Below are 22,432 nucleotides of genomic sequence, written 5' to 3'. Positions count from 1 at the left end.
GAAAATGTTAGAGCATTCCCGTTTCGAGCTTGGCCGCTTCCGACATCATCGAATGGTTCCACGGCGGATCGAAGACGAGATCCACATCGGCCTCGACCACGGTGGGAATCAGCTCCAGCTTGGTGCGTGCATCATCGATCAGCACGTCACCCATGCCGCAGCCCGGCGCGGTCAGCGTCATCTTTACGTAGATCTTGCGCTGGTCCGCGGATACGGATTCCAGGCTTACGTCATAGACCAGCCCAAGCTCGACCACGTTGATCGGAATTTCCGGGTCGAACACCGTGCGCAGTTGCTGCCACACCAGTTTCTCGACATCGGCGTCGCTGGCATCCGCGGCCAGTTCCAGCGGCGGCGGCGGCTCCTTGCCCAGCGCATCGGCATCGTTGCCGGCAACGCGGAACAGGTTACCCTCCACGTACACGGTGAAGCTACCGCCCAGCGCCTGGGTGATATAGCCGACCTGACCCGCCGGTAGGGTGACGCTTTCGCCCTGCGGCACCATGACTGCGCTGCAGTCCCGTGCCAGGGTGAAGGGTTCGCTGCTAAGGCTGAAACCGCTCATGCCATCTCAAGTCATCGTTATGGAAAGCCATCCAGCGGCTCGTCCGGCCTTCTATTATGCCGGCCACCTGTAGGACATGTCCCCCACATCAGGCTGAAAGTGCTGAATCTCAAGAGGGATGCCGACTGAGAAATGCGGCCCGTCCACGCTAAGATGAATGCTTTGCCCCCGCAGGACTGCGTGACCGTGAGCTGCCAACCATGATCGTGCGCCAGATTGTCGGCGAATGTTTCGCACTGCTTTGCAGCGTCATGCTGGGCCTGGCGGCTGGCGCGGTCTGGTTGTTGCCCACGGTGGTCATGCACCGGCCCCTGCCCTGGCTGGCCGTGCCCGCCGGCTGGCTGCTCGCCATCGCTGTGCGACAGTGGGTGCAGGGACGCGGGTGGCATGCGGCCCTGCTGGCGGCGCTGGCAACCGTGATCGCGAGCTTCTATATCCGCGTGCTGATCTCTGCCGTGAATATCTCGCTCATGACCGGCTATGGCCTGGTCGAAACCATGCGTACCGCTGGCCTGTCGATGCTGCTGGATTTTGCCCGCATCAGCCTGCGCCCGCTGGACATGGCCTGGTGCGCCGTGGGCGTGGTCATCGCCATCGTCACGGCGCTACGTAGGCCGCCTGCCGCGAAGCGGCCGGCCGGCTAGCCATCCAACGATTTCAATTCGGAAACAAGCTGGCCTGCGGCAGCCTGGCCATCGCCATACAGCATGCGGGCATTGTCGGCATAGAACAGCGCGTTCTCGATGCCTGCAAAGCCGGTGCCTTTGCCGCGCTTGACCACGATCGCCTGCTTGGCCTCGGCGACATCGAGAATCGGCATGCCGTAGATCGGCGAGGAAGGATCGGTCTTGGCCATCGGGTTGACGACATCGTTGGCGCCGATCACCAGCGCCACGTCCGTGGCGGGGAATTCGGGATTGATGTCTTCCATGTCGGCGATCAGGTCGTAAGGCACGCCCGCTTCGGCAAGCAGCACGTTCATATGTCCGGGCATGCGGCCGGCAACGGGATGGATGGCGAACTTCACCTTGACCCCGCGCGCGATCAGCAATTGCGCAAACTCCCACACCTTGTGTTGCGCCTGAGCCACGGCCATGCCGTAACCCGGCACGATCACCACCCGCTCGGCGTACGCCATCATCACGGCGGCATCAGCCGCTTCGATGGGCTTCTGGCTGCCACCGATGGCTTGTGCCGATGCCCCGGCCGCAGCACCAAAATTGCCGAACAGCACGTTGCCCAGCGAACGGTTCATCGCCTTGGCCATCAACTGGGTCAGCAAGGTACCGGCCGCGCCAACCACCATGCCGGCGATGATCATCGCCTCGTTATGCAGCACGAAGCCTTCGAACGCCACCGCCAGGCCGGTAAAAGCGTTGTAGAGCGAAATCACCACCGGCATGTCCGCGCCGCCAATCGGCAGCGTCATCAAAAGGCCGAACAACAGGGCGAGCACGAAGAACGCGCAAATCAGCGCAAGCGTCAGGTGCCCGGTCGCCAGCATCACGCCGATCACCACCGCCGCCGCCAGCACCAGCATGTTCACCACGCGCTGCCCGGGAAACACGAAGCGCCGGTCCAGCCAGCCCTGCAGCTTGGCAAAGGCGATCAGCGAGCCGGAAAAGCTCACCGACCCGATCAGCGCACCCAGCACGCCCAGTACCAGCGCGACCGGACTGAGCGGCGCGATAGCTGCCGCGGCATGCAGCAGCGACCCGTTGTCGGATACCGCAACGCCATTCAGAGCGGCCAGATCCTGCACATGGGACACCAGTTCGCTGGCGCCGATGGCCGCCGCCGCGCCACCACCCATGCCGTTATAGAGCGCCACCATTTGCGGCATGGCAGTCATCGCCACCCGGCGGCCGGACCACCAGGCAGCCGCCACGCCGATCAGCACGGCGACGATGATCAGTACCCGATGAGCCAGGTCGGGCAGCAGCAAGGTCGCGACCACCGCCAGCAACATGCCGAAGCCGGCCCACACGATGCCGCCCCGCGCCGTACGCGGGGAACTCATGCGTTTAAGACCAAGAATGAATAGAAGAGCAGCGAGGAAATAGGAGGCGTCGATCAGGGTCTGTATCCAGGCCATCACTTAGCCTCCCCGCGGCCCTTCCCGGGCTTGCTGGACTTGAACATCTCCAGCATCCGTTCAGTCACCACATAGCCACCGGCGGCATTGCCGGCGCCGAGCAGGACCCCAATGAAGCCAATGGCCATCTCGAACGGGGTTCGGGCATGGCCTAGCGCGATCATGGCTCCAACCAGCACAATGCCATGTATAAAGTTAGAGCCGGACATCAGCGGGGTATGCAGGATCACCGGCACCCGCGCGATGATCTCGTATCCCGTGAATGCCGCCAGCATGAAGATGTAAAGCGCCAGGAACCCGTCGAGCATGTGTTTTCCCCGCCAATCAGTCGCAGCTGGCCCATCATACGGTGACTGGGTTGCACTGATCCATGCCGTACAGGCGTTTACGCCCTGTTATCAGACTTGTCCTGGGCGACCCTGGTCAACCCAGGCGGGGCTTGCGCGTTGATGTCGAGAGTCGAACAGATGGAGCCCCGGAATGCTCGCCCTGACGATTCGGAGCAAAACGCTATGAATAGCGTCTCGGCGGTGTTCGAGGCGGAACTTCTTGCGCAGGACGGCCGGGCGGTACCCACCTCCCTGGATGCGTTCCTCGCCAGCATGGAGCGGCGTGCCTTCCGTATGGCCGAACTGCATCTGGGCAACCGGGAAGACGCCATGGATGCCGTACAGGACGCCATGCTCCGACTGGTCAAGCATTACCGTGGCAAACCCGCCGAGGAATGGACACCGCTGTTCTGGGGCATCCTGCGCCGCCGCATCGTAGACCTGCAGCGCCGCCGCAAGGTGCGCTCCATCGTGGTGGGCTGGCTTGGCGGCGGCCACGATGACGACGGTGATGAACTACCCGCCTGGGAACCGGCCGACAACGGCCCGGATCCACTGGAAAAACTGCATGGCGAACAGTCTTACGCGGACATGGCCGCAGCGGTGAAGCAGCTTCCGCAACGACAACGGGAAGCTTTCATCCTGCGGGTGCTGGAAGGTCTGGACGTGGCGGAAACCGCCCAGGTAATGGGCTGCTCGGAGGGCAGCGTGAAAACACATCTCTCGCGGGCGATGCAACACCTGCGTGAGGAATTGGAGGCGTGGCGATGAACTCGTCCGACAAGCAATTCGAAAAGCGCGCTCGCGCGCTATATCAGGAAGCGGCCCAGCGCATGGACCCGGCCACCGCCGGACGTCTGCGCGCGGCGCGGCGCACTGCCTTGGAGGCCGCCTCGACGCACGGCTCGTCGCACCACCGTGCGCGCATGCTGCTGCCCGTCGGTGCGCTGGCGGTCATGGCCTTGGCCGCATTGATGATCTGGCAACCGACACCGCACCAGACCGACAGCATCCAGGCGCCGGCTGCGATGGCTACTGCCACCGATCCGGACAGCGAGCTGCCGCCCGGCGCTGACAAGGCGGATCCTGGTCTCTACCAGAATCTCGATTTCTACAGCTGGCTCGCTGCCAACGGCAGCAACAACCAGTCCAAACGTTGATCCATGTTGCTACGACGACTCTGCCTGCCCTCGCTATTCACCTTCACGCTCGGCCTGATGGCCGCGGCGCCGTCGTATGCGCAAAACCAGGGCATGACGCATCCCTGGAACACGCTTAGCCCTGCCCAGCAGAACATGCTCCAACCGCTGCAATCGCAGTGGAACACCCTGCCGCCCAAGCGCCAGGAACATATGCTGGAGCGCACCCAGGACTGGCTGAAGCTGCCGCCCGAACAGCAGCAGCAAATTCGTGATCGCATCGCACGCTGGCAACAGATGACGCCCGAACAGCGCGAACAGGCGCGTCAGAACCAGCACCTCTACGACACGCTTACGCCTGCCAAGCAGCAGGAACTGCACGACGCGTTCAAACGCTTCCAGCAGCTTCCGCCCGAACAGCGCGACGCGCTGCGTCGCCAATGGCAGGAGCAAAGCCCGGAAGAACGGCGGCAGTGGCTGCAGCATATGGGACCGCACTCGACCCTGCCCGGCAAGCATGCCTTCGGCATGCCGGGACGCTGATCAACGTCCATTAGCCAGCAAAAAGCGCGGATATCCACGCAATGGCATCGATGCTCTGATCAATTCTGCGTAGCGGCAGGCATGCTCAAGGGCCTCTATAAAGATGCGTGGATAACTCAGAGCTTTACGTACCACCGCTGGCGATCCATCACCCCCACGATCACCCACCAGACCGCAACGAACGCCACGGCATACGCCAGGGATGCGATATACGGACCGGCCAGCGGCGTGATCCAGCCGGCAAACACATGCTGATAGATCGGATCTTGCCAACCCACGGCAGGCAGAACAATTTGCATCAGTTCCGAACCGGCATAAGCAGCAATGGCATTCACGCCAAAGCGGCGACCGATCGCCGGCCAATCATGCTGATCGATCAACACGTGGAACAACACCAATGCCAGCGTGGCCCAACCACCCGTCCACAACACGAAGGATGGCGTCCACAGGTTCTTGTTGAGCGGCAACACGAACGACCACGCGTAGCCAAGCATCACCATGACCACGCCGGCAAGCATCAACGCCTTCTTGTAGTCGGCACGGAGCCAGCTGCCCATGCACAAACCAAGCAGCGCCGTGGCGATCGAAGGCAACGTGCTGAGCAAGCCTTCCGGATCGTGTCCGCGCTGGGTGGCCGGGTCGATGAGATAGACAAAATGCCCGAACACTGCTGTATCAGTGCGGCTGACAATATTCACCCAGCGATCAAGTGATCCGCTGGCCAACAGCAAGCCCCAATAGCCGAGCAGCAATACGACGATCGCACTCCACTGAATGCGCGGCTTGGTGTAGAGCGCGAAGGCGGCGGTGATGGCAAAGCACACACCAATCCGCTGCAAAACGCCCGGAAAGCGCAAGTGCACGCCGGGCATCCACCACCAGGCCAGTACATTTATCAACACACCCAGGGCGAGAATGCGCAAGCCACGCCACAGTGCGCTACGCATCAATCCAGCAGGCGGCACACCTTGCTCATGACGTGGCACGAGAGATAGTGCGCACGACACACCAACCACGAACAGAAAGAACGGAAACACCAGATCGGTCGGCGTACAACCGTTCCATGGCGAATGATCCAGCGGTGTAAAGACATGCCCCCAGTCACCCGGGTCGTTCACCAACAGCATGGCCGCAACCGTGCAGCCTCGCAGCGCGTCCAGGGAGGCCAAGCGTTTGGATGACAACGTCATGCATTTACCCGCGTATCGATCAATGGATTTGTTGATTGGCGCGGCGTCAGCCGAATGCGATCCCATGCGTCAAACAGTCCATCGACCGGCGCAGTGATAATCACGCACACTCCCGCGCCCCCCCCCTTTGCAGCAGAACATCTGCGGCGAGCGCTGTATCGCGATGTCATCGCCAATCACGACGCGTAGCCCCTTGATCCAGTGTTGTCGCGGAATGACAACGCTGTCAATGATCTCAGGCAAAGATCCGGAAGCCCCGCTTACGCAGCGCAAACATGTTCGACAGAACCCAGGCCCATCAAGATCTTTCAGCGAGGCATGCGCAAGCTTGCACATCGTGCAGGCCAGGATCTCGCCATGATGCGGCTTTTGCTGCTTGCGTCTGTGGCGGCGCTGTTGGCCGCTCAGCCCTGGAACAGAATCTCGCTACCGCGCGTCAAGCAACTTTTTGCGACCAGCTCGTCATTGAAGTCCGGCTGCAAGGCACCATCGCGGATCAGCAGCTCGGCAAAGTTGTAGATGTTGCGCGCATACATTTCCGACGCATGCAACGGCGCGCCCGCCGCCAGATTCAACGGCCCCAGGATCACGACGCCGCCGTGCTCGACGCGCTCACCGGGTCGGGTCAGTTCGCAGTTGCCGCCACTGTCGGCAGCCAGATCGACGATCAACGCGCCCGGCTTCATGCCCTCCACCATCGCGGTAGTGAGGATTTTCGGCGCAGCGCGACCCGGCACCGCCGCAGTCGTCACCACTGCATCGAATACTTTCAGATGATCGGCTAACGCCTGCTGCTGGGCCGCCCGCTCTTCGGCGGTAAGTTCGCGGGCATAGCCGCCGCTGCCCGCCGCGCTTACGCCGAGCTCCAGAAATTTTGCACCGAGCGACTCGACCTGCTCGCGCGTTTCCGGACGCACGTCATAGCCTTCGATCTGGGCACCCAGGCGGCGCGCCGTCGCAATCGCCTGCAAACCGGCCACGCCGGCGCCAATCACCAAGACGCGCGAGGGGCGGATCGTACCGGCCGCCGTAGTGAGCATGGGGAAGAATTTCGGCGCGTTCTCGGCGGCCATCAGCATGGCCCGATAGCCGGCAACGGCGGCCTGCGAACTCAATACATCCATGGCCTGCGCGCGCGTCGTGCGCGGCAGCATTTCCAGCGAAAAGGACGTCAACTTGCGCTGCGCCAGCGCCTGGATCCGCGCTGACGCACCGTGCGGGCGCAGCTGGCCGAGCACCACACTGCCTTCGCGCAAGCGAGCCAGCGCGTTGTCATCCGGCGGCAGCACGCAGGCCAGCAAATCCGCCTCGCTTGCCACCTGGGCGGCTTCGGCAAACTCGACATCGGCGTAGCTCGCGTCGGGAAAGCCAGCCGCATCGCCTGCGCCACGCTCCAGCAATACGCGCGCGCCCTTGCTGCGCAGCTTCTTTGCCACTTCCGGCGTGATCGCCACACGCCGCTCGCCGGCGGCAGTTTCACGCAATGCGGACACGGTGATTGACATCGGCTATCCCCAGCGGAGTAGTTCGACCATCCTAGCCGATACCCGCGTCCGGGCGAACCTTTAGGGCCTGTTAGCACTATTGGCGTAGCCCGCGTTGCCAATAGTGCCAACAGGCCCTAGGCCATATGCGCTTCGGGTTAGACTGGCCCGTCCGCCGATTGGAGATCGTATGTCCGAGCAGCCCGTCAGCAGCGCCTTGTTGGAGCTTGCCCGCCATGCACGTCAATCGGCCTACGCCCCCTACTCACGCTTCCAGGTGGGCGCCGCCCTGCAAACCCGCGATGGCAAGCAATTTTCAGGATGCAACGTGGAGAACGCAGCTTACGGGCTGTGCAACTGTGCCGAACGCACAGCTTTGTTCAGCGCCATCGCTGCGGGCTACAAGCCGGGCGACTTCCGTGCTATCGCCGTGATCGCCGATACGCCCGAACCGGTCGCCCCCTGTGGCGCCTGCCGCCAGGTGCTGGACGAGTTGTGCGATCCCGCCATGCCGGTGTTGCTCGCCAACATCGCTGGCGCGACGCGACAAACCACCGTGGAAGCGCTGTTACCCGACAGCTTCCGCTTGCGCCCGTCGCCTTAGGCGGCAGCGCAGCAAAGAAGGTACGGACAAACGCACGCCTGTGTGCACGGAGGATTCCAGGCACTTGCCCCGCCCTTATCCATCGTTGTGAGTGGTTCTGAACACGGACGATTGTAGGATAGGCGTTTTCTCAGGGACGGCTGCCCATGCCTGACGCGCTTTCGCTGCTCCAACAACGTCATTCCGCCCCCTCCCGCCAGCTCGGTGAACCCGCTCCCGATGCCACGACCCTGCGCGCCTTGCTGGAAGCGGCCATCCGCGTGCCCGATCACGGCAAGCTGGTGCCCTTCCGGCTGATTGAATTGCGTGGCGAGGACAAGTTGCGATTCGGTGAACAGCTTGCCGAGCGGGCTATTCGCCGCGATCCGGAACTGCCCGAATCCAAGCGCGAGAAAGAGCGCTTCCGTTACACCTTTGCGCCGCTGGTCATGGTGGTGGTGGCTCGCCTGCATGCCGACGCCGGCATTCCGGACATCGAGCAGAAACTCTGCGCCGGCAACGTGGCCTACAACATTCTGCTCGGCGCCTATGCGCTGGGCTTTGGGGCACAGTGGCTGACCGGCTGGGCGGCCTACGATCCGGAAGTCGCGAAGCTGCTTGGCCTGGCGAGCAACGAATGCGTCATCGGTTTCGTGCATATCGGCACGCCGCAGACGGATATTCCCGATCGTGAGCGCCCCGCGCTGGACGATCTGCTTAGCGAATGGAAGGCATGAGCGTGTCTCGCTCCAGCCACCCTACCGCTCACCTGATCGATGGCAGCCTGTACGTGTTTCGCGCCTGGCATTCCATGCCGGACGAATTCCATGACGTAGACGGTCATCCGGTCAACGCCGTGCATGGCTACACGCGCTTCCTGTGCGAGTTGCTGGAACGCGAGCGCCCCACGCATCTTGCCGTGGCTTTCGATGCCTCGCTGACGACCTCGTTTCGCAACGCGATCTATCCGCTGTACAAGGCCAATCGCGAACTGCCGCCGCCCGATCTGGAACGGCAGTTCGTGCAATGCCGTGCGGTGACCGAAGCGTTGGGCATCCGCGTATTGATCGACCACAGCTTTGAGGCCGACGACCTGATCGGCAGCACGCTGTGGGGCCTGCGTGCCAACGGTTTTCGCAGCGTGATCGTTTCGGCCGACAAGGATTTCGGCCAGTTGCTGAGCGCGCAGGACGAACAATGGGACTTCGCCCGCAATCAGCGCTGGGGACCGGCCGGTGTGTTCGAGCGGCTGGGCGTACATCCCGAGCAGGTGGCGGACTATCTCGCGCTATGCGGCGATGCGGTCGACAATATTCCGGGTGTACCCGGTATCGGCGCGAAAACCGCCGCAGCCTTGCTTGCTCACTTCGGCAGTCTTGATGCCTTGCTCGAACGCGTCGAAGAAGTACCGTTCCTGCGCCTGCGCGGCGCAGCCAGTTGCGCCGCGAAACTGCGCGAGCATGGCGAATCCGCCAGGTTATATCGCCGGCTTACCCGGATTGCCCTGGACGCTCCGGTTGAAAGCCATGCGGATGCCTTGCTGCGCCGCGTCGCCCCGGATGCGTTAGAACCGCTGTGCGAACAGCTTCGCTTCGGCCCGCTGACGCGCAACCGTCTGCGTGCACTCAACAGCGCGGAAACCGGCCGCTGAGCATGTTGCACACATCCCCACTCCTTAACGGGTATCTCTTCCGATGAATCACCCAGACCGTAAACCCAAAGACGCCGGCGCCGAACCCGAAACGCTTTATCAGGGCCGCTGGCTCAGCCTGCGTCAACGCGGTCGCTGGGAATACGCCGAGCGCAATAACCCGGGCGGGGCGGTGATCATTCTGGCGGTAACGCCCGAGGACAATATTCTGTTTGTGGAGCAGTACCGCGTCGCGGTGCAGAAATTCACGATCGAGATGCCCGCAGGCCTGGTCGGCGATCTGTCCGGTAGCGAAAACGAAAGCGCCCTGCTCGCCGCGCAACGCGAACTGGAAGAAGAAACCGGCTATCGCTGCAGCCGCGTGAGTTTCGTGCACGAGGGGCCGACGTCATCAGGCATGAGCAGCGAAATCATTGCGTTCGTGCGCGCGCACGATCTGGTCAAGGTGAGTAACGGCGGTGGCGACGAGAGCGAAAACATTGTGGTGCATGAAGTGCCACGCAAGCATGCCGCCGCATGGCTGATCGCACGCGGGGCCGAAGGTTATTCGATCGACCCGAAGCTGTTTGCAGGTTTGTGGTTTATCGAGCACCCAAACCTGTTCGGGTAGCCTGTTCGGGTAGCCCTCACCCGCATCAGTGATGCCGCAACACCCGCACACGCCACGCGGCCAAAGCGATGCCAATCAGCGCAAGCACCAACCACCCCGCTGCACGGGTGTTGTCATTGCCCAGCCACAACACCGCATCCACTGCGCCAATCACCAGCACGGCGATGGCGGGCGCAAGCACCGGATCAATGCGCTGGTAGTGCCAGCGCAGCAATATGGTCGTGCCCAGCGTCGCCAGCAGGATCGAGGCAATGCGACGCAGCCAGGGGTAATCGGGCGGCAGCGGCAAGTCGGGAAAAATATCAGCCAGCGAAACATCGCCGGACTGCACGGCAAAGCCCACGCCATCGGCTGCATCGGTGGCGGGAATCAGGCGATTGCCACTCACTTTGGCGATAACCGTGATCTCCTGCGCCGGTACCGCCTCCCAGATCACACGCAGATCACCGAGTTGCGGATTGGACGGCACCGCGCTGGTCACCAGGCTGTTGTTGAACAGGCTGAAACTGGCGGCCAGGTTGCTGGGCAAACTACGCAGGTCCGGTGTCACCGGCTGGCTCCCCGTCAATGCATGCACCAATGCCGGATCCAGCACGAAATCGTTCAAACGCACCAGACCGGCGTCGAACTGCGCGCCTTCCAGCGGAAATTTGCCGGGGTTGGTGTGACCTTCGGGGTGTTCGAAATGGCTTGAGTCGATCGGATGATCTTCCCAATCGAGTTCGTAGCTTGCCGGCCCCCCATAACGCAGCTCATGCCACTGGAACATCTGCACGTGGCGGATCAGCACCGGCTGGTTGCTCTGCTGGTTGAATTGCTGATCCAGCGGCGACTCAACCACCTGCAAGGGGCCGACTACGCGCACCATATAGCCCTGCTCGTCGGCATCCGGACGGCCATCGCTGCCAAGATTGAGCACATCGCCACCATGACGCTGCATTTGCGCGCGGTATTCGACCTGACCTTGTTCGGTGACCGCGGCTACGCCGACGCCGATAAGCAGGATCACTGCACCGAGTGCAGGCAATAGCAATTCACGGATGGAGAGGGGTGGCTTGCGCTCGCCGCTCATCGAACCTCCGGTGTTGGCCAACTATCAGATTGCGCCGTGTAATTCAGGCTGCTCGTCCGCCGTACCATAGCGCCCACGCTCATCGCGTGTCACGCGCGCGATGGCGCAGGCGTGGTCATGCGTGAAAAACAACCGCACGTTGCGCGCAAGCTTGTCGTCAAGAAAGGCGCGCTTTTCTTCGATCAACGCTTCGGGGAAGCGGTCGTGGCCCATGGTGATGGGCAAGTGCACCCAGGGGCGGCCCGGGATCAGGTCGGCGCAAAAAACTACGCCGGCGAATTCCGCCAGCATCAACCCTGGCGTGTGGCCATCCGAAAAATGAAAACGCACGGATTGTCCCAGCGTCTGCGAATACTCCCCGGCCACCAGCTCCAGCCGGCCGCTCTGCATCAACAGATGCTGCAATTCGGGGATGAACGAAGCGCGATCGCGCGGGTGCGGCTTCAAGGCGCGCTGCCAATGGTGGGCGCCGACCAGGAACTTCGCATGCGGGAACAATAGCTGCGGTGGCTTGCCCTCCTCCCACGCGGCAAGCAGCCCGCCGGCGTGGTCGAAGTGCAGGTGCGATAGCACGACCACATCGATGTCTTCATGCGACACGCCGGCCTCGGCCAGCGAATCAAGCAGGACGTGGTGGCTTTCCACCACGCCGTAGCGCTCACGCAGCGAGGGTTCGAAGAAGGCGCCGATGCCGGTCTCGAACAGCACGTTGCGGCCGTCGAGATCCTTTACCAGCAAGCAGCGGCAGGCCAGCGGAATGCGGTTGAATTCATCCGGCGCGATCCAGCGCGACCACATCGCCTTGGGCGCATTGCCGAACATCGCGCCGCCATCGAGTTTCTGCGTATTACCGTTGATCGACCACAATTGCATGGGTTCATCCTGCCGGGGGCTTCAGCGCAGCAAACTGCGTGGAATGATGCGCGATTATCGCACCCAGGAGTTTCCTTGATGTGAGAGCGCTGTTGTGCCGCTGCGAAAGCACAACGCGCTTGCACATTCTCAATGCAGGACCGAGCCCCGGCTCTGTCCCGGACCACGTCCGGGACGAGCTTTATTACTGCACCTTGCCCAGGCCATCCGGACGACGCGGATCGCTGGCAGCGTCGAGCTTGTTGCTGCGGCGATCCCAGATCACCACGTTCATGAAACCCCACGGCTCGCGGTTCTTGAGCGTGTAGCCCATGCGCGTCAGGGCTTCGCTGGTGGCGGCATCGAACGCGCCCGGCTCCACATTGACCACGTCGGGCATGAACTGATGGTGGAAGCGCTTGTGCGCGACCACCTGCTGCGCGTCACCGCCATCGATAAAGGCAAGAATGCCTTCCAGCACCTGGGTGATGATGGTGGAGCCGCCCGGCGAACCGATCACCGCCGTGCGATCCGGACCGATCACGATGCTCGGCGACATCGACGACAGCATGCGCTTGCCCGGTTCGGGCGCATTCGCCTTGCTGCCGAGCAGGCCGTAGACGTTCGGCTTGTTCGGCACCAGCGCAAAGTCGTCCATCTCGTCATTCAGCACTACGCCGGTGCCCTGCGCGACAAAGGTGGAACCGAGGATGTAATTCACCGTCGAGGTGATCGATACCATGTTGCCGTCAGCATCGATGATCGAGAAATGCGTGGTGTGCATGCCCGGATCCTGACCGCTGGTCGGCGCCAGCATCGACGACGGCGTGGCCCTGTCGGGCAGGATGGTCTGGCGCAGGCCGTCGGCGTAATAGGGCGAGAGCAGCATATCCAGCGGCATCTTCACGAAATCCGGATCGCCCAGGTAATCGTTGTGATCGCGGAAGGCACGACGCATGGCCTCGATCACATAGTGCGCGCGATGTACCTGATCCATCTGGCTCAGGTCGAAGCCGGAAAGAATATTCAGGATTTCGGCGATCGCCACGCCACCTGAAGACGGCGGCGGCGCAGTGATGATCTGGTAGCCGTGATAATCGACGGTGATCGGCGTGCGTTCCTTGACGCGATACGAGGACAGATCCTTCAAGGTCCAGTTGCCGCCGGCAGCATGCACCGCCTCGATCAGCTTCTGCGCCGTCTCGCCGCTATAGAAACCGGAATCACCGTATTGCGCCAATTGCTCCAGCGTATGCGCCTGGTCCGGATTGCGGAAGATTTCGCCCTCGACCGGCGGCTTGCCGTTGGGCAGATAAACCGCCGCCGACGCCGGCCAGCGCTCCAGATTCTGCTGTTCTTCCTGGATGGCGCCGACCAGGCGGCTGTCCGGTTTGAAGCCATCGCGCGCGGTACGGATCGCCGGTGCCAGCGATTCCGTCAGCGGCAGCTTGCCGTAGTGCTTGGCCAGCCAGACCAGGCCTGCCGGCTCGCCCGGAATACCCGCTGACAGCGGCCCCTTCAGCGCAGTGTCGCGATTGGGCGTGCCGTCGGGGTTGAGATAGTCCTTGGGGTTGACCGCCGCCGGCGCCGCTTCGCGCGCATCAATGAACACGTTGCGGTCCGACGCAGCGACATGCATGGTGGCCATGAAACCGCCGCCCATGCCGGAGCTTTCCGGTTCGACCACCGACAAGGTAGACGCGACGGCGATCGCGGCATCAAATGCGTTGCCGCCTTTGGCCAACACCTCGAAACCGGCTTCGGTAGCCAGTGCGTTGGCGCTGGCGATACCGGCGTGGCCGGGGCGCTGTGCAAGCGGCGCGGCCTGTGTGGATGGTTTCGGATTATCGGCGGCAAACGCCCCGCTCGTCCCCAGTACAAAACCGATCAACAGCACATGCCAACGCAACGCAAGCTTCATCCCTTGGCCTCCATCAGATGTTTGTATTTGTCTTCAAGCTGGTCGCGCGTTTCGGTATGCGCGGGATCGACGATGATGCATTCCACCGGGCACACGACCACGCACTGCGGCTCGTCGTGATGACCGATGCATTCAGTGCACAAGGCGGGATCGATGATGTAGTAGTCCTCGCCAAGCGAAATCGCCTTGTTAGGGCAGACGGGTTCGCAGACGTCGCAGTTGACGCAAGTGTCGAGGATCTTGAGGGACATGCCGGATTAGTCTACAGGGCCGGCGCTTATTGTGCGAAGCAGCAAGAAGCAACTAAACCCACTCTCTCCAGAGAAAGAAGGGGGAGATGAGGGACGCCACTTGCGGTGAGCTGCATCGAAACAAATTTCGATCGGCAGCCACGCCAGGGCGCCCCTTACTCCGTCCCGCTCCCCTTGGGGGAGCGGGAAAACAGACCTTACATTTCCACGTAACGGACCGTGGCGTTGGTCGGATTCAGCACCGCATCCACGCGCTGCTCATCCGCCTTGTCGCCGATCACCACGATGATCACGCCCTTCATGGAGCCGGGCTTGGCATCCTTGAAAGCGGCGGTGACCAGGTCGGCCGTCTTGCCCGAATCCGGGCCTCCGATCGCCACCAGGTTACCCGGCAGGATGCCGCGGGCCACGATGTCCTGCACGTTGCTGAGCTGACGGTCGCGAGAATCCTTGGCATCGTCGCTGTCGCCGGCCGGTACCAGATAGGCATACGGCTGCGGCGCGCTCATGCCCTGCATGTTGTTCTGCACGATCTGGCCCAGGTAGGCGTTCCAGCCCTTGCTGTCGTTCGGGTCGGTCGGCTTGCTGACCTTCTGCGGCTGGGCCGCCTGCTGCTGATTGTCGCCGCTCTGGTTGTTGCAGGCAGTCAGAGCCAGGCAGCCAGTCAACGCAAGGGCAGTGGCGATGAAAGTGAGTTTACGCATAGTTATCCCCTTCGGTTTCGGGTTGCTTTTTGTGCCAGCGCTGCCGCATGGCCTGTTGGACCGCAGGATGCACGAAGCCGGAGATATCGCCACCCAGGCGACCGATCTCGCGCACCAGCGACGACGAAATGAAGCTGTATTGCTCCGCCGGCGTCAAGAATAACGTTTCGGCATTGGGAATGAGGTGGCGATTCATGCTTGCCAGCTGGAATTCGTATTCGAAGTCCGACACGGCGCGCAATCCACGGATAATCACGCCAGCGCCAATCTCGCTGACGAATTGGGCCAGCAGGGAATCGAAACCACGCACTTCCACGTTGGGCAGATCGGCCAGCGCAAGGCGCGCCAGGGAGATCCGCTCCTGCATGGTGAAGCCGGGGCCCTTGCCCTTGTTGGGGCTTTCCGCCACGGCGACAACAATGCGTTCGAACAACGGCGCGGCACGCGCGACGAGATCCGCATGGCCATTCGTAATCGGGTCGAACGTGCCCGGATAAACGGCGAGGCGGGTATTGACCGGCGGAATGTTCACGAAAACAGCTTCGCGGGAGGAAAGCATTAGCTTAACGGATCACTTCCGATGCGGCGATAGAGTGCATAGCGGACCTCGCCGGCATGCCCCTCGCGATGCAGCGCCCAGTTTGCCGGTACAGCGGGTGCCTGCCCGCGCGGCGATTCCACATAAATCTGTGCGGCAGCAGCAAGCCAACCACCTTCCTCCAGCGTTCGGGTCAACGGCGCCCATAACTGCAACGCAAAGGGCGGATCCAGAAACACCAGGCCAAACCGCTGCGGCGTGCGCTGCAGAAAACGAACCGCATCCACGCTCGCCACCTCGCCGCCGTGAGCCTTCAAGCGGGACAGGTTGTCGCGCAAGGCGTCGGCGGCCGATGCATCCGGCTCGACAAACTGCACGGTCTCAGCCCCGCGCGACAGGGCCTCGATACCCAAGGCACCGGTACCCGCGCACAGGTCCAGCGCCTGCACCCCGGCGATCGTTGGTGCGAGCCAGTTGAAAAGGGTTTCGCGCACCCGCTCAGGGGTGGGCCGCAACCCGGGGAGATCGGGCACGTTCAGGCGGGAGTTGCGCAAGTGGCCGCCAATAATGCGAATACGTCCGGACGCCGCCTTCATGCACGGGCATCCTCAGCGGAGAGTACGGGTCGGGGTGATAGCATTCGCCCATTGTCTTTGAATCCCATGCCCCATGCTCAAGTTTTGGAAGAAGAAGCCAGCCGAGAACGGCACCGGGGAAAACAGCGAGGAAGCGATCGACCAGGCGCCAGCCGAAACGGCCGCGCCGGAGGCGCTTCCCGTATCGGATGCAGTCCCTGCCGTAGAGGCTGAAGGCGCCGCAGGCCCGGCTGCCAAGCGCGGTTGGCGCGAACGGCTTTCCGGTAGCGCGTTCGCGCGCGGTATTTCCTCAATATTCTCCCGCCACCCCAAGCTGGACGACAGCCTGCTGGATGAGCTGGAAACCACTCTGATCACTGCCGATGTCGGCATCGAAGCCAGCACCATGCTGGTCGAGAATCTGCGCAAGCGGATGCACAAGCGCGAGTTCGCCGACGCCGACGCCCTGCTGCAAGCGTTGCGACAAGAACTGATCGGCCTGCTCAAGCCCGTACAACATCCATTGGATGCGAGCGGCCACAAACCGTTCGTGGTGCTCACCGTGGGCATCAACGGCGTGGGCAAGACCACCACCATCGGCAAACTCGCCCGCAAATGGCGCGATGAAAACCGGCAGGTGCTGCTGGCGGCCGGCGACACCTTTCGCGCTGCCGCGGTTGAGCAGCTCAAGACCTGGGGTGACCGCAACCAGGTGCCGGTGATTTCGCAAGGCCAGGATGCCGACTCCGCCAGCGTGATCTTCGACGCCCTGCAAGCCGCTCGTTCGCGCAACGCTGATGTGTTGATTGCCGACACGGCGGGTCGCCTGCATACGCAGGGCGGATTGATGGACGAGCTGGGCAAGATCGCCCGCGTGCTCAAGAAGCTTGACGCTGACGCGCCACATGAAGTGTTGATGGTGATCGACGGCACCACCGGCCAAAACGCGGTCAATCAGGTGCGCCAGTTCCGCCAGATCGTCGGCGTAACGGGCCTGGTTGTCACGAAGTTGGACGGCACGGCCAAGGGTGGCGTGGTGTTTGCGCTGGCGCGCGAGTTCGGCCTGCCCATTCGCTTTGTCGGCCTGGGCGAAAAAGCCACGGATCTGCGTGTGTTCGACGCGCAAGCCTATGTCGACGGCTTGCTTCCGGCCGAGTTTGCACAAACCTGATGAATCTGCCGCGCCCGCTGCGAGTGCTGCTGATCGTCTTCGCGAGCGCGCTCGGCGGCGTCACGCTCACCGTGCTGGCGGCGCTGTATCTGCTGCTGCAGCCGGATCGTTTCACCGCCATGCTGAAAGAACAGGCGGCGGACGCCGGCCTGCAGCTCACCCTGTCCAGTCCCGCCAGCCCGAGTCTGTTCCCGCGTCCATCCTTGCATCTGGAAGGCATCACGCTGATTGCGCGAGCGTCGAACCCCAACGACACCGCCAACATGCCGATTGTGCAGGCCGCCAACGGCCGGCTGGTGTTGCCGTGGCACACCTTGTTCGGTGGTCCGATGGTGATTTCGCTCATGCAGATCAACTCGCCACGCGTGGATCTGGATGCATTGCAGGCATGGATGATGTCGCTGCCGCCGCAATCGACCGCGGTGCCGGAACAAATCCCGAGCATCGTGACGGGCGTGCGCATCCGTAACGGCAGCGTGGTGGAAAACAACAACCAGTGGCTGAGCAACGTGTCGCTCGATACCGGCCACCTGATGGCCGGACAAGTCTTCAGCATCAACCTGGCGGGCAAGGAACCCGATGGCACACCGCTGCAGTTGCAGCTATCGATGGTGCCAAGCATCGCCGGCGGCGTGTTGATGCTCAACAATCTCAGCGTGCATGCCACCGACAGCAGCGCCACGGCACTGCATCTTGCCGGTCACGGGCGCTGGATGGGCAGCACCAACATGGCCTTGCAATTACAGGGCAAATTCAGCGAGGCGGACAAGGGCAGCTACGACGCTGCCGTAGTGCTGGCACCGGCCGGAGAGAACAACCCCCTGCTGCTGCATGTGAAACTGCTGGGCACGGACAATCACATCGACCTGGAACTGCCGCTATTGGCATTGGCGCAGTGGTGGAATCAGCTCGCCAATCCACAAGGCCCCAGACTTGCCGCGCCACCCGGTAATGGCCAAGTGGACATGGCCAAGCTCGATCTTGGCAACCTCCATATCGAAGGGCTGAGCATTCAGACCGGCGACGCCGTGCCCGCCAGCACAAGCAGCGTCACTACCCCCGCCACCGCTGCTGCACCGCATCCGTGACCTCTTTCGCTAACGCCCTGCTCGCCTGGTTTGATCGCCACGGCCGTCATGATCTTCCCTGGCAACATCCACGGGATGCGTATCGCGTGTGGTTGTCGGAAATCATGCTGCAGCAGACCCAAGTGGCCACGGTGATCCCCTACTTCCAGCGCTTCGTAACGCGGCTGCCTGGCCTGCGCGAGCTTGCCGACGCCGAAGAAGACGTCGTGCTGGCACTGTGGTCGGGTCTTGGCTACTACCGCCGCGCACGCTTCCTGCACAAAGCCGCGCAACTGTGCGTGGAGCGCCACAACGGTCAACTGCCAAGCGATTTCGATGCACTGGCGGCACTCCCGGGCATCGGCAGGTCCACGGCCGGCGCGATCCTCGCCCAGGCTTACGGCTTGCGCTATCCGATCCTCGACGGCAACGTGAAGCGTGTACTGACACGCTTCCACGGCATCTTCGGTCATCCCGGCGAGCGCGAGGTGGAAAAGCAGCTGTGGTTGCGTGCCGATGAACATACGCCAGCGGCGCGGACCGCCGATTACACGCAAGCGATCATGGATCTCGGCGCCACCCTGTGCGTGCGTTCGCGGCCGCTCTGCGCCGCATGCCCAGTCGCTGGCGACTGCGTGGCTCAACGCGACAATCTGACCACGCAACTACCCACGCCAAAACCCGGCAAGGCCATCCCCACGCGCAGCACGGTGATGCTGGTCCTGCGCGATGCCGAAGGCCGTGTGCTGCTGCAACGGCGCGGGCCGCAAGGCGTGTGGTCCGGCTTATGGAGTTTGCCGGAAGCCGAGGACACCGACGGCGCATGGCGCGAAGCGCAGCTCAAGGCGCGGATCGAAGACGCGCAGTCGCTGACACCCTTCGTACATGTGTTCAGCCACTACCGCCTGCAGATTCAGCCGCTGCTGTTCGACAATGCAGCACCGGCACACGCAATCGCCGATAATGCCGACCTGCGCTGGTCCGCCATCGCCGACCTTTCGGCACTCGGCCTGCCCGCTCCGGTGCGGTCCCTGCTGCTGGCCCTGCCCGAACCGGCCGCGCCGTAACTTACTCAAGACGAGAACACAGATGAGCCGTACGATTCATTGCGCCAAGCTGGGCATCGACGCCGAAGGCCTGGATTTTGCCCCCTGGCCCGGCCCGCTGGGCCAGCGCATCTTCGCCGAAATCTCCAAGCCCGCCTGGCAGCAATGGCTGAACCACCAGACGATGCTGATCAACGAATACCGCCTCAACCCGCTCGATCCCAAATCCCGTCAGTTCCTGGGTGGCGAAATGGAAAAATTCCTGTTTGGCGGCGACGAGGCGGCGAAGAAGCCCGAAGGCTATATCGCTCCGGACCAGGAGTCTTGACGTTCAGCCGCTCATCCGATTTAATGTGCGGCTCCACGCAATACCCATGGCCGGGTAGCTCAGTTGGTAGAGCAGGGGATTGAAAATCCCCGTGTCGGCGGTTCGATTCCGTCCCCGGCCACCATTGAATTTCAACGGCCTGCAGCGATGCAGGCCGTTTTTCATTTTTGCGTCCTGCTCTTTGGTTGCCGCTCATCGGCCTCACGCCTTCCGAGTTTCGAATTCAAAATGAGCCGGCGACCTCTGATTTAGTTTGGCACTGAATTACGGGGAATCGATGTTCAGCCCCTTAGATCTTTCTCTCAAGTATGGGCATAGATCCATCCGACGCGACCCATTTCCATATCTGCTTAGCTACCCACCATAAAGCTGTCGCAAGCAATCCCACGATTACGCTGCGGTAGGACCAAGAGAGTTCCTCCCATAACGTTTTGTTGAATCTCACATTGTTTTTGTAGATGAACTTACCGATGCCGGCAATTTTTATGTGATCATCAGAATCAACCCATAGCTCTAGCGGACCTTCGATGAAGAACAGGTCATCAGGTTCTAATTTCAGAACTCGATCATCCGCCTTCAGATCTACGTTCTTTCCGTACATCGTCAGGTAAGTCGACATCCCATGGTTGCTTGAAAAAGGGGCTGAATTCGTTTGAATATTATTTAGGGCAACCCATCCGTTGATTTTGCTAACTTTGAATTCCCCATTGGAATTGAGCGTAGTAAGTTGCCGCAGCTGCTCCGGCTGGATTGTTACAACGATCCCAGCCGTGACGGCGTCCGGTAGGGTTTCATTGGCTAATCCATTCTCGCCCAAGGTGAGTGGTGAAATAGACTCGCATAGTGCATGTTTATTCACCTTACTCCATTGAGGCATGAGCTTTACCCTGTTTACTTTTCCGTCTATCGTCAATGTCAATTCGCGAGACGTCGGAATTACGGCATCGTTACTCGATCGAAACAGGTAGGTAGTCAAAGCTGCCGTGAGACCATCATATCCGCCACCATAAGTTAGGCTCGCGTTCCCAACCATTTGCTGAAACTGAAGCGTCCCCTTCGTCGAGCCATTTTGGATAGAAATACCTCGAGAATCGTCAGCAACTAGTGCCGCGTGCATTGAGGTAGTACTTTTCTCCACCGACGAGATTTCACCTCCGCCGTCGAAGGCTGCGGCCATCGAGTGCACATCTTTGAACTTCAAAACATCACTACCGCTTTTTAGCGAGCTGATTGTCCACCATGAACAGTTCATGATCTGCTGAATTGTTAGATCAAACTTTCTATCGTCGCTGGGCTTTCTCCATGTCAGCTGTACGGACTGAGCCGGGGACACAGCAAAGACCTGACCATCTAAATTGTGCACCGGATACCAGTCGAACGGCCCCGAGCTAATTTCAGATCCCCTAGAAGGATCTGCAGGCTGGTCATCTCTCTCAAGTAATGCCGCATCAATCTTACGCGAGTACCAAGCGGACGCCCCGGGACGCAATGTCGCCTGCAGTCTAATCGGCACAGCTTCGAACATTACCTTGCAAGTCTCGAAGACAATTGAAGTAGTAAGCAAGCCAAAGAGCACAGGTGTAAGTAGCGCGAAGACGTTTACGATTCCCTTGTCAGTCCTCATTTTCAACGCGAGGAATCCGGCAACTTTTAATGTGCCGATGACCCATGCCGCAATAAAGATTGACCCTGCCGCATTGCATACAATATTCACCGCCATGTCTGCCACAGTGATTGTATGCGCCATTGCAGTTCTGATGGCGTCATCCAACGTCAGGACAATCATCGTGCATACGGTCAAGTGTAGCGAGATGCGCCTTGCCGTCACTGCTGTGAGGCCTAAGGCGACGATTGCAATAGCCATCACTGGAAAGTCAATGCAGAGAACCCAAAGAATCCAAGATCGGTAATCGATCGGCTGGATCAGGTTGTCGTGGTAGACACTTTCGTAGATAGATGCGTGATTCGAACTGGCTATCCCTACAATCCAGGATTGAACTGCTGATCCAACGCTCAGCACAAGCGTTAGTCCTAGCACCATCGAGATTAGTATGAGCCACGATATTCCGTGTCGGAACCGAAACGTTTTAAGTAAGTTTGAACGTATGTCTTTCAGCATCTGCATATCAGGATGTAGCCTTTTGGGACCGCAATTATTGAAGTGATGTTCGTCAGAATTAAAAATTCTACTTCGCGTTATCCGCCAGACTCGCCTTCCCATGAACGCCTCCCTTCGATGACGTCGAGAACAAAGACGTCAGAACACTTTTCCTACACACAAATGCGGAGTTGACCGACTAACTTCCCACCCATAAACCGCCAAGCTTTCGGGCCGCCCTACCGGAAGCTTGATCATGCCACGCCAACCTCGCCTCGATATAGCCGACCCTCCGCTAAGGGCTGCCATGGTAGCTATTCCACAGGATTATCGCTGGACCAGCTTCCACGCCAATGCTCTAGGAACCAGCGATCCATTGATCCATCCACACGACGAATACCTGGCCCTCGGCGTGGAACCTACCGATCGGCATGCCGCCTATCGCGAGCTATTCAAAACCGCCCTCAGCGACGATCAACTGCTCGACATACGCACTCATCTTCAACAGCAGCGTGCACTTGGGACAAACCGCCTTCAAGCCGCAATCGAACCCGTGCCCACTAAATCCTGGGAACTCCACCCTGCCCCCTTTATTAGGATTTGACTACAATCCAAGGCAT

At 61.1% G+C, this 22,432-nt stretch carries 26 protein-coding genes and 1 tRNA gene; 14 read left to right on the top strand and 13 right to left on the bottom strand.

Going from position 1 to position 22,432, the window contains the following annotated elements:
* Positions 1–7: 7 nt before the first annotated feature.
* A complete protein-coding gene (sufT, locus tag ISP19_RS17265) occupies positions 8–565 on the bottom strand; it encodes a putative Fe-S cluster assembly protein SufT (protein WP_204683655.1) in 558 nt (185 codons plus the stop codon).
* A gap of 200 nt (positions 566–765) precedes the next feature.
* Between sufT and ISP19_RS17260 the strand changes: the two genes are divergently transcribed.
* Entirely contained in the window at positions 766–1,209 is a 444-nt protein-coding gene (locus ISP19_RS17260; protein ID WP_204683654.1) for a hypothetical protein, read from the top strand.
* On the opposite strand, the gene ISP19_RS17255 is transcribed toward ISP19_RS17260, so the two are convergent.
* Complete coding sequence (locus tag ISP19_RS17255; protein WP_204683653.1) at positions 1,206–2,660, bottom strand: NAD(P)(+) transhydrogenase (Re/Si-specific) subunit beta; 1,455 nt, start codon at positions 2,658–2,660, stop codon at positions 1,206–1,208. The two genes, ISP19_RS17260 and ISP19_RS17255, sit on opposite strands and share 4 nt — an antisense overlap.
* Positions 2,660–2,968, bottom strand: a complete 309-nt coding sequence (locus ISP19_RS17250) for an NAD(P) transhydrogenase subunit alpha part 2 (RefSeq protein WP_204683652.1) — start codon at positions 2,966–2,968, stop codon at positions 2,660–2,662. Before ISP19_RS17250 ends, ISP19_RS17255 begins: the two co-directional genes overlap by 1 nt.
* Positions 2,969–3,172: 204 nt before the next feature.
* Between ISP19_RS17250 and ISP19_RS17245 the strand changes: the two genes are divergently transcribed.
* The 3 genes from ISP19_RS17245 to ISP19_RS17235 are packed head-to-tail and all read left to right on the top strand — an operon-like array spanning position 3,173 to position 4,671.
* A complete protein-coding gene (locus tag ISP19_RS17245) occupies positions 3,173–3,760 on the top strand; it encodes an RNA polymerase sigma factor (RefSeq protein WP_239556891.1) in 588 nt (195 codons plus the stop codon).
* Complete coding sequence (locus ISP19_RS17240; protein WP_204683650.1) at positions 3,757–4,149, top strand: hypothetical protein; 393 nt, start codon at positions 3,757–3,759, stop codon at positions 4,147–4,149. The genes ISP19_RS17245 and ISP19_RS17240 overlap by 4 nt, the downstream gene beginning before the upstream one ends.
* 3 nt (positions 4,150–4,152) lie before the next feature.
* Entirely contained in the window at positions 4,153–4,671 is a 519-nt protein-coding gene (locus tag ISP19_RS17235) for a DUF3106 domain-containing protein (RefSeq protein ID WP_204683649.1), read from the top strand.
* Between the two features lie 116 nt (positions 4,672–4,787).
* On the opposite strand, the gene ISP19_RS17230 is transcribed toward ISP19_RS17235, so the two are convergent.
* Both ISP19_RS17230 and ISP19_RS17225 read right to left on the bottom strand, forming a co-directional pair.
* Entirely contained in the window at positions 4,788–5,861 is a 1,074-nt protein-coding gene (locus ISP19_RS17230) for an acyltransferase family protein (protein WP_204683648.1), read from the bottom strand.
* A gap of 404 nt (positions 5,862–6,265) precedes the next feature.
* The gene (locus ISP19_RS17225; protein ID WP_204683647.1) at positions 6,266–7,366 is read right to left on the bottom strand and encodes an NAD(P) transhydrogenase subunit alpha; all 1,101 of its coding nucleotides are present in this window, start codon (positions 7,364–7,366) and stop codon (positions 6,266–6,268) included.
* Between the two features lie 169 nt (positions 7,367–7,535).
* Between ISP19_RS17225 and cdd the strand changes: the two genes are divergently transcribed.
* From cdd to ISP19_RS17205, 4 genes are all read left to right on the top strand, one after another.
* Positions 7,536–7,949, top strand: a complete 414-nt coding sequence (gene cdd, locus ISP19_RS17220) for a cytidine deaminase (RefSeq protein WP_204683646.1) — start codon at positions 7,536–7,538, stop codon at positions 7,947–7,949.
* A gap of 146 nt (positions 7,950–8,095) precedes the next feature.
* The gene (locus tag ISP19_RS17215) at positions 8,096–8,665 is read left to right on the top strand and encodes a nitroreductase family protein (RefSeq protein WP_204683645.1); all 570 of its coding nucleotides are present in this window, start codon (positions 8,096–8,098) and stop codon (positions 8,663–8,665) included.
* Positions 8,662–9,579 (top strand): 5'-3' exonuclease, encoded by a 918-nt coding sequence (locus ISP19_RS17210; RefSeq protein WP_204683644.1) that lies wholly within the window; start codon positions 8,662–8,664, stop codon positions 9,577–9,579. The genes ISP19_RS17215 and ISP19_RS17210 overlap by 4 nt, the downstream gene beginning before the upstream one ends.
* A gap of 43 nt (positions 9,580–9,622) precedes the next feature.
* Positions 9,623–10,189, top strand: a complete 567-nt coding sequence (locus tag ISP19_RS17205) for an NUDIX hydrolase (RefSeq protein ID WP_204683643.1) — start codon at positions 9,623–9,625, stop codon at positions 10,187–10,189.
* 25 nt (positions 10,190–10,214) lie between these two features.
* Here the strand turns inward: ISP19_RS17205 and ISP19_RS17200 are convergent, their stop codons facing one another.
* The 7 genes from ISP19_RS17200 to rsmD all read right to left on the bottom strand — a co-directional run bounded on the left by ISP19_RS17200 (position 10,215) and on the right by rsmD (position 16,123).
* Positions 10,215–11,261: a TMEM43 family protein gene (locus ISP19_RS17200; protein WP_204683642.1), complete on the bottom strand. Its 1,047-nt coding sequence runs from the start codon at positions 11,259–11,261 to the stop codon at positions 10,215–10,217.
* A gap of 24 nt (positions 11,262–11,285) precedes the next feature.
* Entirely contained in the window at positions 11,286–12,134 is an 849-nt protein-coding gene (locus tag ISP19_RS17195; RefSeq protein WP_204683641.1) for an MBL fold metallo-hydrolase, read from the bottom strand.
* A 184-nt stretch (positions 12,135–12,318) separates the two neighbouring features.
* Complete coding sequence (gene ggt / locus ISP19_RS17190) at positions 12,319–14,034, bottom strand: gamma-glutamyltransferase (protein ID WP_204683640.1); 1,716 nt, start codon at positions 14,032–14,034, stop codon at positions 12,319–12,321.
* A complete protein-coding gene (locus ISP19_RS17185; RefSeq protein WP_204683639.1) occupies positions 14,031–14,285 on the bottom strand; it encodes a YfhL family 4Fe-4S dicluster ferredoxin in 255 nt (84 codons plus the stop codon). Before ISP19_RS17185 ends, ggt begins: the two co-directional genes overlap by 4 nt.
* 197 nt (positions 14,286–14,482) lie before the next feature.
* The gene (locus ISP19_RS17180) at positions 14,483–14,989 is read right to left on the bottom strand and encodes a hypothetical protein (protein WP_204683638.1); all 507 of its coding nucleotides are present in this window, start codon (positions 14,987–14,989) and stop codon (positions 14,483–14,485) included.
* Entirely contained in the window at positions 14,982–15,515 is a 534-nt protein-coding gene (coaD, locus tag ISP19_RS17175) for a pantetheine-phosphate adenylyltransferase (protein WP_204683858.1), read from the bottom strand. Before coaD ends, ISP19_RS17180 begins: the two co-directional genes overlap by 8 nt.
* Positions 15,516–15,547: 32 nt before the next feature.
* On the bottom strand, positions 15,548–16,123 hold the full coding sequence (gene rsmD / locus ISP19_RS17170; RefSeq protein WP_204683637.1) for a 16S rRNA (guanine(966)-N(2))-methyltransferase RsmD: 576 nt from the start codon (positions 16,121–16,123) through the stop codon (positions 15,548–15,550).
* 73 nt (positions 16,124–16,196) lie between these two features.
* Here rsmD and ftsY point away from each other — a divergent pair, with 73 nt between their 5' ends.
* From ftsY to ISP19_RS17145, 5 genes are all read left to right on the top strand, one after another.
* Positions 16,197–17,273, top strand: a complete 1,077-nt coding sequence (gene ftsY, locus ISP19_RS17165) for a signal recognition particle-docking protein FtsY (protein WP_204683636.1) — start codon at positions 16,197–16,199, stop codon at positions 17,271–17,273.
* Positions 17,273–18,361: an AsmA family protein gene (locus ISP19_RS17160; RefSeq protein ID WP_239556889.1), complete on the top strand. Its 1,089-nt coding sequence runs from the start codon at positions 17,273–17,275 to the stop codon at positions 18,359–18,361. The genes ftsY and ISP19_RS17160 overlap by 1 nt, the downstream gene beginning before the upstream one ends.
* Complete coding sequence (gene mutY / locus ISP19_RS17155; protein ID WP_204683635.1) at positions 18,358–19,407, top strand: A/G-specific adenine glycosylase; 1,050 nt, start codon at positions 18,358–18,360, stop codon at positions 19,405–19,407. Before ISP19_RS17160 ends, mutY begins: the two co-directional genes overlap by 4 nt.
* Positions 19,408–19,429: 22 nt before the next feature.
* Positions 19,430–19,714: an oxidative damage protection protein gene (locus ISP19_RS17150; RefSeq protein WP_204683634.1), complete on the top strand. Its 285-nt coding sequence runs from the start codon at positions 19,430–19,432 to the stop codon at positions 19,712–19,714.
* A gap of 48 nt (positions 19,715–19,762) precedes the next feature.
* A tRNA-Phe gene (locus ISP19_RS17145) sits at positions 19,763–19,838 on the top strand.
* A gap of 165 nt (positions 19,839–20,003) precedes the next feature.
* Here the strand turns inward: ISP19_RS17145 and ISP19_RS17140 are convergent.
* Positions 20,004–21,839 carry a hypothetical protein gene (locus ISP19_RS17140; RefSeq protein ID WP_204683633.1) on the bottom strand — a complete coding sequence of 612 codons (1,836 nt, stop codon included), beginning with the start codon at positions 21,837–21,839 and terminating at the stop codon, positions 20,004–20,006.
* 229 nt (positions 21,840–22,068) lie between these two features.
* Between ISP19_RS17140 and ISP19_RS17135 the strand changes: the two genes are divergently transcribed.
* The gene (locus ISP19_RS17135) at positions 22,069–22,416 is read left to right on the top strand and encodes a hypothetical protein (RefSeq protein WP_204683632.1); all 348 of its coding nucleotides are present in this window, start codon (positions 22,069–22,071) and stop codon (positions 22,414–22,416) included.
* Positions 22,417–22,432: the final 16 nt, after the last annotated feature.

This window comes from Dyella flava, assembly GCF_016904955.1.
GTDB lineage: Bacteria > Pseudomonadota > Gammaproteobacteria > Xanthomonadales > Rhodanobacteraceae > Dyella_B > Dyella_B flava.
The sequence above is the reverse complement of the archived record's forward strand: the minus strand, read 5'-3'. Positions and strand labels throughout refer to the sequence as shown.

Excerpts from the sequence above, each read along its gene's own strand:
- sufT (WP_204683655.1), bottom strand. The coding sequence starts at position 565 with ATGAGCGGTTTCAGCCTTAGCAGCGAACCCTTCACCCTGGCACGGGAC.
- ISP19_RS17260 (WP_204683654.1), top strand. The coding sequence starts at position 766 with ATGATCGTGCGCCAGATTGTCGGCGAATGTTTCGCACTGCTTTGCAGC.
- ISP19_RS17255 (WP_204683653.1), bottom strand. The coding sequence starts at position 2,660 with ATGGCCTGGATACAGACCCTGATCGACGCCTCCTATTTCCTCGCTGCT.
- ISP19_RS17250 (WP_204683652.1), bottom strand. The coding sequence starts at position 2,968 with ATGCTCGACGGGTTCCTGGCGCTTTACATCTTCATGCTGGCGGCATTC.
- ISP19_RS17245 (WP_239556891.1), top strand. The coding sequence starts at position 3,173 with ATGAATAGCGTCTCGGCGGTGTTCGAGGCGGAACTTCTTGCGCAGGAC.
- ISP19_RS17240 (WP_204683650.1), top strand. The coding sequence starts at position 3,757 with ATGAACTCGTCCGACAAGCAATTCGAAAAGCGCGCTCGCGCGCTATAT.
- ISP19_RS17235 (WP_204683649.1), top strand. The coding sequence starts at position 4,153 with ATGTTGCTACGACGACTCTGCCTGCCCTCGCTATTCACCTTCACGCTC.
- ISP19_RS17230 (WP_204683648.1), bottom strand. The coding sequence starts at position 5,861 with ATGACGTTGTCATCCAAACGCTTGGCCTCCCTGGACGCGCTGCGAGGC.
- ISP19_RS17225 (WP_204683647.1), bottom strand. The coding sequence starts at position 7,366 with ATGTCAATCACCGTGTCCGCATTGCGTGAAACTGCCGCCGGCGAGCGG.
- cdd (WP_204683646.1), top strand. The coding sequence starts at position 7,536 with ATGTCCGAGCAGCCCGTCAGCAGCGCCTTGTTGGAGCTTGCCCGCCAT.
- ISP19_RS17215 (WP_204683645.1), top strand. The coding sequence starts at position 8,096 with ATGCCTGACGCGCTTTCGCTGCTCCAACAACGTCATTCCGCCCCCTCC.
- ISP19_RS17210 (WP_204683644.1), top strand. The coding sequence starts at position 8,662 with ATGAGCGTGTCTCGCTCCAGCCACCCTACCGCTCACCTGATCGATGGC.
- ISP19_RS17205 (WP_204683643.1), top strand. The coding sequence starts at position 9,623 with ATGAATCACCCAGACCGTAAACCCAAAGACGCCGGCGCCGAACCCGAA.
- ISP19_RS17200 (WP_204683642.1), bottom strand. The coding sequence starts at position 11,261 with ATGAGCGGCGAGCGCAAGCCACCCCTCTCCATCCGTGAATTGCTATTG.
- ISP19_RS17195 (WP_204683641.1), bottom strand. The coding sequence starts at position 12,134 with ATGCAATTGTGGTCGATCAACGGTAATACGCAGAAACTCGATGGCGGC.
- ggt (WP_204683640.1), bottom strand. The coding sequence starts at position 14,034 with ATGAAGCTTGCGTTGCGTTGGCATGTGCTGTTGATCGGTTTTGTACTG.
- ISP19_RS17185 (WP_204683639.1), bottom strand. The coding sequence starts at position 14,285 with ATGTCCCTCAAGATCCTCGACACTTGCGTCAACTGCGACGTCTGCGAA.
- ISP19_RS17180 (WP_204683638.1), bottom strand. The coding sequence starts at position 14,989 with ATGCGTAAACTCACTTTCATCGCCACTGCCCTTGCGTTGACTGGCTGC.
- rsmD (WP_204683637.1), bottom strand. The coding sequence starts at position 16,123 with ATGAAGGCGGCGTCCGGACGTATTCGCATTATTGGCGGCCACTTGCGC.
- ftsY (WP_204683636.1), top strand. The coding sequence starts at position 16,197 with ATGCTCAAGTTTTGGAAGAAGAAGCCAGCCGAGAACGGCACCGGGGAA.
- ISP19_RS17160 (WP_239556889.1), top strand. The coding sequence starts at position 17,273 with ATGAATCTGCCGCGCCCGCTGCGAGTGCTGCTGATCGTCTTCGCGAGC.
- ISP19_RS17150 (WP_204683634.1), top strand. The coding sequence starts at position 19,430 with ATGAGCCGTACGATTCATTGCGCCAAGCTGGGCATCGACGCCGAAGGC.
- ISP19_RS17140 (WP_204683633.1), bottom strand. The coding sequence starts at position 21,839 with ATGCAGATGCTGAAAGACATACGTTCAAACTTACTTAAAACGTTTCGG.
- ISP19_RS17135 (WP_204683632.1), top strand. The coding sequence starts at position 22,069 with ATGCCACGCCAACCTCGCCTCGATATAGCCGACCCTCCGCTAAGGGCT.